Raw genomic sequence first — 1396 nt, 5'->3', positions numbered from 1 at the left:
AGTAAAGTACTCAATACACCATAACCCGCAATTTCCTTATCTACAACCTCTGTAGATTGGTAGATTTTTTCAACACTCAACTTAATGATATCGTCAATTTGTGCTTCGTATTTACTTTTATCTAATAACCCTTCACTAAACGTACCTGCTAAAATAGCTTCTTCGTTTTTCATAAACATATCAATAGCTTCTTCAATTAATGCTCCAATTGCTAAAGCTCTTAAATAGCTAATACGGTCTTCGGTATTAGAAAGCGTGTGGTATTTCTCTGTTTTAATTTTGTCTCTAACCAAGTTTATTAAATACTCTAAAGCAAAAGCTTCTGGTATTAATCCTAAATTAATACCATCTTCAAAATCTATTATTGTGTAACAGATATCGTCTGCCGCTTCAACTAAAAAAGCTAAAGGATGCCTAGCGTAACTAATATCTTTTTCGCTTCTCTTTTCTAATCCTAATTCTTTTGCTACATCTATAAATGCTTCTTTTTCATTCTGAAAAAACCCGTATTTTTTATCTGCAATATGCTTGGTTGGTTTTTTAGGTAACGACTCTTTTGGATATTTTGTAAAAGCACCTAATGTTGCATAACTTAATCGCAAACCTCCTTCTCTACCTATTCTACTTTGAGTAACAATTTTAAATCCGTTAGCATTACCTTCAAAATCACATAAATCTTGGTATTCTTTTTCACTTAACCTCTCCTTATGCTCTTTTCCTTTTCCAGATTTAAAGAATTCACCAATCGCTTTTTCACCAGAATGACCAAAAGGAGGATTCCCTATATCATGTGCTAGAGCTGCTGCTGCTACAATAGCCCCAAAATCATGCGCTTGGTATCCATGAGTACTTTGTAAATGTGGATGTTTTTCTAATATCTTTTGTCCAACACGTCTTCCTAAAGAACGACCAACAACACTAACTTCTAAACTATGCGTTAAACGTGTGTGTACAAAATCGGTTTTAGACAATGGAATGAATTTTGTAAATACTACATATAACATTGTCAACAGAAAATATTTTATACATTATACTTGCTGGAGTTGTATCGATTTTACTAGCATTGTTCCAATATAAATACAAAGCAAAAGGTGCATCTAAAAAGAATGCACTTTTTGATTTTTTTCGTTTTTTAACCATTTTCGGAGTTTTATTATTGCTTATCAATCCTAAGTTCGAACAGGTTAAGGTTTATAACGAAAAACCAAATTTAGTATTAGCTGTAGATAATTCTAACTCTATTAAGTATTTAAACCAAGAAGAGAATGTTACTACTATTTTACAAAGCATTCAAAGTAACAAAACACTACAAGATAAGTTTAATATAGATGTCTTTTCCTTCGGAAACACGCTTAACACTATAGATTCATTGTCATTTACAGAGCATCAAACCAAT

At 31.8% G+C, this 1396-nt stretch carries 1 protein-coding gene and 1 pseudogene; one reads left to right on the top strand and one right to left on the bottom strand.

Annotated elements, in window-relative coordinates:
• The coding region (gene dgt / locus ASC41_RS00105; protein ID WP_083477102.1) for a dGTP triphosphohydrolase at positions 1-1004 on the bottom strand (1004 nt) is incomplete at its 3' end.
• Here dgt and ASC41_RS00100 point away from each other — a divergent pair.
• Positions 1004-1396, top strand: a pseudogene (locus tag ASC41_RS00100) (VWA domain-containing protein); the annotation flags it as partial. The gene dgt and the pseudogene ASC41_RS00100 sit on opposite strands and share 1 nt — an antisense overlap.

This window comes from Lacinutrix algicola (assembly GCF_001418085.1).
GTDB lineage: Bacteria > Bacteroidota > Bacteroidia > Flavobacteriales > Flavobacteriaceae > Lacinutrix > Lacinutrix algicola.
Note: the sequence above shows the minus strand (reverse complement) of the source record. Positions and strands in the feature narration are given on the sequence as shown.